The 7,215-nt window shown below is 50.7% G+C and carries 14 protein-coding genes; 4 read left to right on the top strand and 10 right to left on the bottom strand.

The genetic code is table 11. The features are described 5' to 3' along the window. A partial coding sequence (locus R6U41_RS08785; protein ID WP_410269462.1) for a hypothetical protein occupies positions 1 to 300 on the top strand: 300 nt, incomplete at its 5' end. 119 nt (positions 301 to 419) lie between these two features. On the opposite strand, the gene R6U41_RS08780 is transcribed toward R6U41_RS08785, so the two are convergent. After that, complete coding sequence (locus R6U41_RS08780; RefSeq protein ID WP_410269461.1) at positions 420 to 713, bottom strand: MTH1187 family thiamine-binding protein; 294 nt, start codon at positions 711 to 713, stop codon at positions 420 to 422. 163 nt (positions 714 to 876) lie between these two features. On the opposite strand from R6U41_RS08780, the gene R6U41_RS08775 reads away from it, so the two are divergent. Together R6U41_RS08775 and R6U41_RS08770 are read left to right on the top strand one after the other, a co-directional pair. Further along, positions 877 to 1,308 carry a DUF4395 domain-containing protein gene (locus R6U41_RS08775; protein ID WP_410269460.1) on the top strand — a complete coding sequence of 144 codons (432 nt, stop codon included), beginning with the start codon at positions 877 to 879 and terminating at the stop codon, positions 1,306 to 1,308. A gap of 15 nt (positions 1,309 to 1,323) precedes the next feature. Further along, complete coding sequence (locus R6U41_RS08770; protein WP_410269459.1) at positions 1,324 to 1,905, top strand: TetR/AcrR family transcriptional regulator; 582 nt, start codon at positions 1,324 to 1,326, stop codon at positions 1,903 to 1,905. 7 nt (positions 1,906 to 1,912) lie between these two features. On the opposite strand, the gene tsoX is transcribed toward R6U41_RS08770, so the two are convergent. The 9 genes from tsoX to R6U41_RS08725 all read right to left on the bottom strand — a co-directional run bounded on the left by tsoX (position 1,913) and on the right by R6U41_RS08725 (position 5,745). Next, positions 1,913 to 2,167, bottom strand: coding sequence for an HSGNPxU motif (seleno)protein TsoX (gene tsoX / locus R6U41_RS08765; RefSeq protein ID WP_410269458.1), 255 nt, complete (start codon positions 2,165 to 2,167; stop codon positions 1,913 to 1,915). Positions 2,168 to 2,201: 34 nt separating this feature from the next. Continuing rightward, complete coding sequence (gene tsoA, locus R6U41_RS08760) at positions 2,202 to 2,669, bottom strand: LULAXC motif selenoprotein TsoA (protein ID WP_410269457.1); 468 nt, start codon at positions 2,667 to 2,669, stop codon at positions 2,202 to 2,204. A 24-nt stretch (positions 2,670 to 2,693) separates the two neighbouring features. Then, positions 2,694 to 3,098: an ArsR/SmtB-type metalloregulator TsoR gene (tsoR, locus tag R6U41_RS08755; protein ID WP_410269456.1), complete on the bottom strand. Its 405-nt coding sequence runs from the start codon at positions 3,096 to 3,098 to the stop codon at positions 2,694 to 2,696. A gap of 235 nt (positions 3,099 to 3,333) precedes the next feature. Beyond that, positions 3,334 to 3,645 (bottom strand): DsrE family protein, encoded by a 312-nt coding sequence (locus tag R6U41_RS08750; RefSeq protein ID WP_410269455.1) that lies wholly within the window; start codon positions 3,643 to 3,645, stop codon positions 3,334 to 3,336. Then, positions 3,614 to 4,033 (bottom strand): class I SAM-dependent methyltransferase, encoded by a 420-nt coding sequence (locus R6U41_RS08745; RefSeq protein ID WP_410269454.1) that lies wholly within the window; start codon positions 4,031 to 4,033, stop codon positions 3,614 to 3,616. Before R6U41_RS08745 ends, R6U41_RS08750 begins: the two co-directional genes overlap by 32 nt. Positions 4,034 to 4,048: 15 nt before the next feature. After that, positions 4,049 to 4,372: a J domain-containing protein gene (locus R6U41_RS08740; protein ID WP_410269453.1), complete on the bottom strand. Its 324-nt coding sequence runs from the start codon at positions 4,370 to 4,372 to the stop codon at positions 4,049 to 4,051. Between the two features lie 177 nt (positions 4,373 to 4,549). Beyond that, complete coding sequence (locus R6U41_RS08735) at positions 4,550 to 4,705, bottom strand: hypothetical protein (RefSeq protein WP_410269452.1); 156 nt, start codon at positions 4,703 to 4,705, stop codon at positions 4,550 to 4,552. Positions 4,706 to 4,769: 64 nt separating this feature from the next. After that, positions 4,770 to 5,399: an ATP-binding cassette domain-containing protein gene (locus R6U41_RS08730; protein ID WP_410269451.1), complete on the bottom strand. Its 630-nt coding sequence runs from the start codon at positions 5,397 to 5,399 to the stop codon at positions 4,770 to 4,772. 4 nt (positions 5,400 to 5,403) lie between these two features. Further along, entirely contained in the window at positions 5,404 to 5,745 is a 342-nt protein-coding gene (locus tag R6U41_RS08725) for a PadR family transcriptional regulator (RefSeq protein WP_410269450.1), read from the bottom strand. A gap of 219 nt (positions 5,746 to 5,964) precedes the next feature. Between R6U41_RS08725 and R6U41_RS08720 the strand changes: the two genes are divergently transcribed. Beyond that, the coding region (locus tag R6U41_RS08720; protein ID WP_410269449.1) for an MFS transporter at positions 5,965 to 7,215 on the top strand (1,251 nt) is incomplete at its 3' end.

The following is a 7,215-nucleotide window of genomic DNA, read 5'->3' as shown; positions in this document are numbered from 1 at the left end:
GATTATTGCAATTCAATGGCAGCAGAACTGACCGCATGGAAGGCCAAGCTGTTTGACGTAATCGCCAGAACAGACAAAATGAGCACTGAGCAAAAGGGCAAGGTCTGGGAATATTTCGGAGAAATGAAGATTATCATCCAGGACCTTGAGGATAAAATCGAGTCTCTTCGCACAGAATGTCCATCTGATTGGAGTCCGCAAAAAAAAGAAATTGAGGACGCCCATGTGGATGTGCGCTCCAAGTACGAAGAAACCCTTGATTATATCGGAAAAGCCTCACCGATGTCCGTTCCCGGCTAACGGCTTGACCATAAGTTGTATTCCCGGACCCACACCCGGTTTCATTCCTCGGGCGTGGGTTTTTCATTGCAAGCGTCACGCTGCCTCAGCCTTATCGGAAAAGCGATGCCGTCATCCATTTACAACTGCGACTCAACCGATGCCATTTTACCGGCAAGGCCATTGGAGCGGTTTTTGCGGTAGTCGGCCTTTATGGTCAGATAAATGCGGTCGCAGTCATTTTGCAAGTCTTTAAAGCATTGATCCACAACCTTGACCACCTCCGGCCACTGGCCTTCGATGCAGGTGCCCATGGGGTTTGATTCATAAGGCAAACCGCTGCCCTGAATGATTTTGACGGCCCGGGCCACATAGGGGCTGACACTGACGCCCTTGTCCATGGGAAATATGGAAAGTTCCACAATAACACTCATAAAACCCTCCTGTTGATTGATTTTCCACCAAGGTAACTTTAACCGAATTTTCATGCAAGAAATATGATGGCAAAAATCACATCACCCTTGACAGAAAGCTTTTCCGTCATTAGAATGAATATTCGTTCTAATAACGAAAAATCATTTATTAAGGAAGGTCATTATGGCAGAAGCATGTCCCATCTCTTTTGAGACGATCAATGAAAAAGTGGCAAGAGCCAATGCCGCACTAACAGTGCTGTGCATGCTGGTATTTGTGCTTACCCCTTTTAAGGCGATTATCCTGATCCTTGGCGCGGATCTTTTCATCCGGGGATTTCTAAAGCCCGGTTACAGTTTTTTCAGCCTGTTGAGCCGGCGCATACTCCGAATGCTCAATACAAAACCAACAATGACAAATGCCGGCCCCAAAATCTTTGCCGCAAAAACCGGGTTTGTCTTTACCTGCGTGATCGGCCTGCTGTATTGGCTGGGGATTCCAACAGCAAGCTATATATTTGCCGCAATTCTGGCGCTTTTTGCGTTTCTTGAGGCTTCCGCGGGTTTTTGCATGGCCTGCCGGCTTTATCCATTCATGCCCGACTTTGTCAAATAGGCGGGTTGTATTCCTTTGAAAACTCTGACCACCCAAGACAGGCAGCAGCTAATCCTGGACACCGCACTGGTGCTATTTTACAACAGCGGCTATTTCAACACCTCTGTGCATGACATCCAGCACGCCGCAGATGTGAGCATCGGATCGATTTATCACCATTTCGGAAACAAGCAGGGCATTGCCCGTGCTCTCTACCACGACCTGGCTGCCCGGATGACAGACGCGGTTTTCCGGATCATGGAGGAAAACACGGGGCTTTACCAAAGGGGCCGGGCGTTTGTGGACCACCTCTTTGCCATGGCCGAAACCGCGCCTGCGGCCATGCATTATATTCTATACGCCAGGCACCGGGAGTTCATGCCGGGTGAAAAATCCATCTGCTCCTCGAAACCCTTTGAACGGGTACAGCAAATGATCGGCCAGGCCATGGACCAGGGCGAGATACGGAAACTGAATCCCGCCATCGCCTCGGCCACCCTCTTTGGCGGGGCCATCCGCCTCATTCACCTTCGCCTGGACGGTGTCCTTGAAAGCCCCCTGCCCGGTTACGCAGCCGAAACCTGGCAGTGCGCCTGGCGCTGCGTTGCCCTGCCTTAAAAAGGGCCTAAAGCCTTTCATTCAAAAACGCCTCCATTTTGCTTTTGTCCAGGGCCACTTTAAGCGGTACCCATTCATTTTCAAATAAAACATTGGTGGGGCTTTTGAATGTATACCCCTTTGCCTCTTCAGAATCCAGGGTGTGAATCTTGGTTTCCAGTTTTTCTCCAAATTTCTCCTGCATTTCTTTGGCTATACCTACAGCCTTTTTGCAGGAAAGTCAGCTGGAATTTCCGCTGTGAAACACGACCAATTCAGCCATTTCAAAAGTCTCCTTTCATTTACTCAACCCTATTTCAAAATTGCCGGTCAGAGCCTATTTTCCCTTCCCGCAACATTTTTGACAGAAGAAACCTTGTGCCTCTCCGGGAAAGCCCAAGCTTTCCCGCTACTATATCTTCCTCCATTGCGCCGCTGGTCTGATAAATCGTCTGCACTTCATTTTCAAGCTCTTCGAGCCAGTCCTCAAACAGTATAAGCAGGTCCGGGTCGGTTATGGCTGAAAGCTGTTCTGACTGGGCAACCTTATTGACAAGACTCTGGCACATCTGCGTTGGGTCGACACCTTCGCCCATGCATTCAGCCAGTCAAAGATTGACCAGGCTCGAAACCTTGTCTCCTTCAAAGCCTGTGATCAAGTTCATAAGGAAGCGCTCCCGCGAATCGCCGTCCATGTCTTCCAGAAGCCTTTTCAATATTTTCGTAATCTCCGACAATGCATTTTCAGGGGGCATGCCGGAAAGGATTTCAAAAAGTTCATCCATGGAAATTCAACCCGCCCGTTAAAATTAAAAAGTTTTTCTCTCTGATAAAAGATCAGTCGCCATATCACTCAACGCCTTTAAAATATTCAGAATTCTTCGATCTGAAAGCTCATAATAAATAAACGGTCCCTCACGGTCAACCCTTACCAAAAGGGATCGCTTCAACTCCTTTAAATGATGCGACACTAAAGGCTGTGACAAAGAAAGCGCCTCGACAATGGCTGACACGGATTTCCTGCCGCCGCTGAGCAGCAGCAGTATCCTCAGTCGGTTGCCGTCTGAAAGGCTTTTGGCCAGAAAGGCGGCGCACTGCAGCTGATCATCATTGAACGGATGCGCCTCTGGCCGGCTGTCTTTTTCTGCGGCCGGATTCCGTGATATTCCGCTCGGATCAACCTGTACGGCCTTTTGTTCTTTGCTGCCTGTCATTGGACGCTTTGCCGAGGTTTTTGAATGGTTGAATCATACATCCCGTCTTCTGCCATATTCACTTTTTTTTGGTATTACAGCTTAATAATCAAATAAACCAATATATTCATATTCAATTTGTCAACAAAATTTTACAATTCAGCAACATCCCCGGGCAGATAATGAAAAAACCTATCCCGAAAATGATTTAAAAGAAGTCAATATTTTTCATCCAGAGTCAGCTATGTAAATGCCTTTAAAAAGTAAATACTTTGTCGGCCTCCCTGGCAATTTCATACAAATCATCCATCCAGCCGATCGGACATGTGCCTGAACCCACCAAACCGTGGGATTTCATACAGACGCCTCAGACATAAAAATCCCCCTCAAACTGATCGATCCGCCCCATCACATCAAAGTCTTCCTTTCCGGCCTGTTCAAAACACACACCTTTTCCCAGCATAAACACACTGACCTCATCGCCTTTTTTGACGCCAACGTTTGCCAGCCGCATGGCATTGAAGACGGTTTCCCCGTCATCGGTGGTGATGATAAACAATGCTTTCATTTTTGTCCCTCCCCGGCATTTCCAAGGTGAAAAAAATATCATCAACAAAGCAGATGGTTGTAACCATCAGGACAAAATCAAAAGCCGCATCCGCGAAAGGCAGGTTTTCAGCCACCCCCCGGACGACCTGAATTCCTTGCTTTGCAGCTTTCTGTGCCATTTGGCCCGATGGCTCCACCCCGATTTCTATACCCAGCGGCCCGGCAAATTTTCCGGTAGCCGCCCCCACTTCCAGCCCCCGGGCGCCGGGCAAATGCAGAAGCCCGCGAATCAAATCCAGTTCAGATTTATAAGCATCCGGGTTTTTCCGGAACCAGTCATCATAGTGATCGCTATAACGTTCAAATGGCGCTGTCTTTGGCAAAAGCCCATCCTTTTCATTCATCATTATCATGCCATAGGGCTATTTCTGATTTTTTCCGTCTGTCCACAAAGGATCGTTTCCAAAAGTATCAAACCACCATTGCTCGGGTGAACGATGGCTTTTGACCGTCTCTTGGGAAAAATCGTATTGATAGTTTTCAACGTAGTCCATGATGGTTTCATAGGCTGAAATGATTTTACGGGTCATCTCCCTGCATGTTTCCTTATCCTCATGGCATTTGTCCGGATGCCATTTGGATATAAGCCACCGGTAGTTTGCCTTGATTGTCTCAATAGTGGCTTTTTCCGGAAGGGCCAGGATTGTCCGGGCTTCTGTGATTTCCTGATATTTATTTTTCGGCATTGTTCATCCCGCCTTTGCTTTGCGGCCTGAACAGCAAAAAAAATCGCCCCCCAAAAAAACTGAATTCCCGAAAAATCGATTCCACAATGGTTCGGAGTAGTGTTTATTTTTGAGAATTGCGGGTTTGTTCAAGTCGTCACCTCTTTAAAGCATAAGGACGATCCGGAAAGCAAAACTTTATTCTTTCCGGGTTTCCACATAATGTGCTGCGGCCATGGCGGCCGTGCATCCGTCTGCTGCGGCAAGCACAATCTGATTGGCGTATTTTTCACGGAGATCGCCTACAGCAAAAATCCCGGGTATCTGGGTTTCGCATTTTTCATCTGTAACCACATAATTTGATATTACAGTTTACACAATCGAATAAACCTATATTTATATGTTCATATTTAATCTGTCAACAAAATTTCGCAATTTGGCGCCATTGTGTTTTTATGCTGTCAGCAAGCGGCATGGGTAAAAAAAGTCGCGCGGAAATCAGAACATCGGTTTCAAATTCCTTTGTCAGCTCCTGGATACTGGAGGCCGTGTTGACAATGTCGCCAATAAGGGCATACGAGGGATGATTCCTGCTGCCTGTATTTCCTGATAGCACAGGGCCGGAACAGACCCCCACCCCATGGGAAAACGGCGGCTTGCCCTCAAAGCGCAGTGACCTGTCCCGCGCCCGCGGGAAACAGGTCGAAATCGCCTTCCTTCCAGGCTTTTCCGGCATTTTCCAGATCGTATTTCCCGAACAGATCCGCACCTGAATCAACCAGCTGCCGAAGTTTTGGTTGGTGGACTCCGGCCCTTGGGAGAGCATCACCACATTGCGGCGATGCTGCACCGGGTTTATCTGCTCCAGGCCAACGCCCTGAAAAAGGATTTTTCCGCGGGTTGGCGATATCATTTTGTTCAGCAGCCGCAGCACGGTGGTTTTGCCGCTGCCGCTGACGCCCACCAAAGATGTGATCTGATCGTCGCCGATGCGCAGGTCCGCCACAGACAGCATGCTGCCGTACTCTACGTCCAGGAATTCAAACATGGGCTTACCCGCTGATATTTGACCGGGGGGCCGCCTCGCCGACCAGTTCCTTTAGCTGGCCCATAACCACCTCAAGGACCTGTCTGCCTTTTTCGGTGGCATAAAACGAACGTCTGGCTTTGGACCCGGCTGCGGCATCTGCCTGACTGTAGAGCCATCCGAGCTTTTCCATCCGGTGAAGGATGGGATACAGGGTCCCGGGACTCACCTCGTATCCGTGGCAGCGAAGCTCTGTGAGCATCCACTGGCCCACCACCGGCCCTTCAGCGGCATGGTACAGAATATGAATTTTCCAGAATCCGAGAAGGATTTCCCGCTGCACTGCTTTTAAATCATATGTATCCATAAGGCCCCGCTTAATTTACGCTTACCGTAAACGAAAAACGTAATTAATGTCAACGAGAAAATCCCTCTTCTGGCTGTCATCTGAAAAGTTTGGCCCATTTGCTTCTTGACTTTGCGGAATTGAGCCGGGAAGATGGACAAAAAAGGGAAAATACGGCCGGGGCGAATTCCGGCCTGCGGCCAGGATTTCAGACCAGAAAACATCCGGGAGTCAAACACAGTGAGCAACGCCTCTCTTTACCCGCCGCCGCTTCGGCTTTCATGGCTCATGTGGGCCATGGCTGCGCTGTTTTACCTGATGGCATTTTTCCACCGGGTGGCCCCGGCAGTGATGACAAATGAGCTCATGCGGGATTTTGATATCAGTGCCACCGCTCTGGGCCAGCTTTCGGCATTTTATTTCTACAGCTACGTGGCCATGCAGATTCCCACGGGCATCCTGGCAGACACCCTGGGACCCCGTCGGCTGCTGGCCGCGGGGGCTCTGATCGCAAGCCTGGGCACGGTCCTGTTTGCCGCCGCTCCGGGGTTTTTATGGGCCGGCCTGGGCCGGCTTCTGATCGGCGCATCCGTGGCCGTGGCATTTGTGGGGCTGCTCAAGCTGGCGGCCAACTGGTTTGCGCCCCGGCTTTTTGCCGCGGTTACCGGAATGACGCTTTTTTCCGGCATCATCGGGGCGGTATCCGCCGGCCCGCCGCTTCGCATGTTAATCAACATCTACTCCTGGCAAACCATCATGCTTGGCATTGCCGGGGTTACGCTGGCCATTGGGGCCCTGATCTGGTTGTTTGTCCGGGATGATCCCGGCAGCAAAGGCTACGCCAGCCCGGCTGCCCCGCAGCAGGCTCCCGGCGAAAACACTGCGCCAAGAAACATCAGAAAAGACGTGGCAGAAGTGTTTGCCGCCCGCAACACAGGCCTGCTTTTTTTTATCCCCGCCGGCATCGTGGGCGCGACCCTGACATTTGCCGGACTTTGGGGGGTGCCCTACCTTGCCACCCATTACCGCATATCCACCGCTGATGCTTCAATGCTGACCTCAGCCCTGCTGGTGGCCTGGGCCGTTGGCGGACCGGTATTCGGCTGGATGTCAGACCGGCTCGGCCGAAGAAAACTGCTTTATCTCATGGGGTGCAGCCTGTGTCTGGCCGGCTGGACCATTCTGTTTTTCCTGCCCGGCATGCCGGTTTATGCCCTGGTGGTTATTCTGCTGGCAACCGGGTTCTGCTCGGGATGTATGGTGATCAGCTTTGCCTTTGTCAAGGAATCGGTCCCCCTGCGGCTTGCCGGCACGGTATCCGGAGTGATCAACATGGGCGTGATGGCCGGCCCCATGCTGCTGCAGCCCGCTGTGGGCTGGGTGCTGGACAGATGCTGGCAGGGGGGCATGTCAGAAGGGGTGAAAATATATTCCCTGGCCGCCTATCAAAAAGGATTCAGCCTGATGCTGGCATGGGTGGCGATTTCTCTT

Origin of the sequence: Desulfosalsimonas sp. (genome assembly GCF_046483245.1) — a bacterium.
Taxonomy (GTDB): domain Bacteria; phylum Desulfobacterota; class Desulfobacteria; order Desulfobacterales; family Desulfosalsimonadaceae; genus Desulfosalsimonas.
The sequence above is the reverse complement of the archived record's forward strand: the minus strand, read 5'-3'. Positions and strand labels throughout refer to the sequence as shown.

Excerpts from the sequence above, each read along its gene's own strand:
- R6U41_RS08775 (WP_410269460.1), top strand. The coding sequence starts at position 877 with ATGGCAGAAGCATGTCCCATCTCTTTTGAGACGATCAATGAAAAAGTG.
- R6U41_RS08745 (WP_410269454.1), bottom strand. The coding sequence starts at position 4,033 with ATGATGAATGAAAAGGATGGGCTTTTGCCAAAGACAGCGCCATTTGAA.
- R6U41_RS08730 (WP_410269451.1), bottom strand. The coding sequence starts at position 5,399 with ATGTTTGAATTCCTGGACGTAGAGTACGGCAGCATGCTGTCTGTGGCG.
- R6U41_RS08740 (WP_410269453.1), bottom strand. The coding sequence starts at position 4,372 with ATGCCGAAAAATAAATATCAGGAAATCACAGAAGCCCGGACAATCCTG.
- R6U41_RS08780 (WP_410269461.1), bottom strand. The coding sequence starts at position 713 with ATGAGTGTTATTGTGGAACTTTCCATATTTCCCATGGACAAGGGCGTC.
- tsoR (WP_410269456.1), bottom strand. The coding sequence starts at position 3,098 with ATGACAGGCAGCAAAGAACAAAAGGCCGTACAGGTTGATCCGAGCGGA.
- R6U41_RS08725 (WP_410269450.1), bottom strand. The coding sequence starts at position 5,745 with ATGGATACATATGATTTAAAAGCAGTGCAGCGGGAAATCCTTCTCGGA.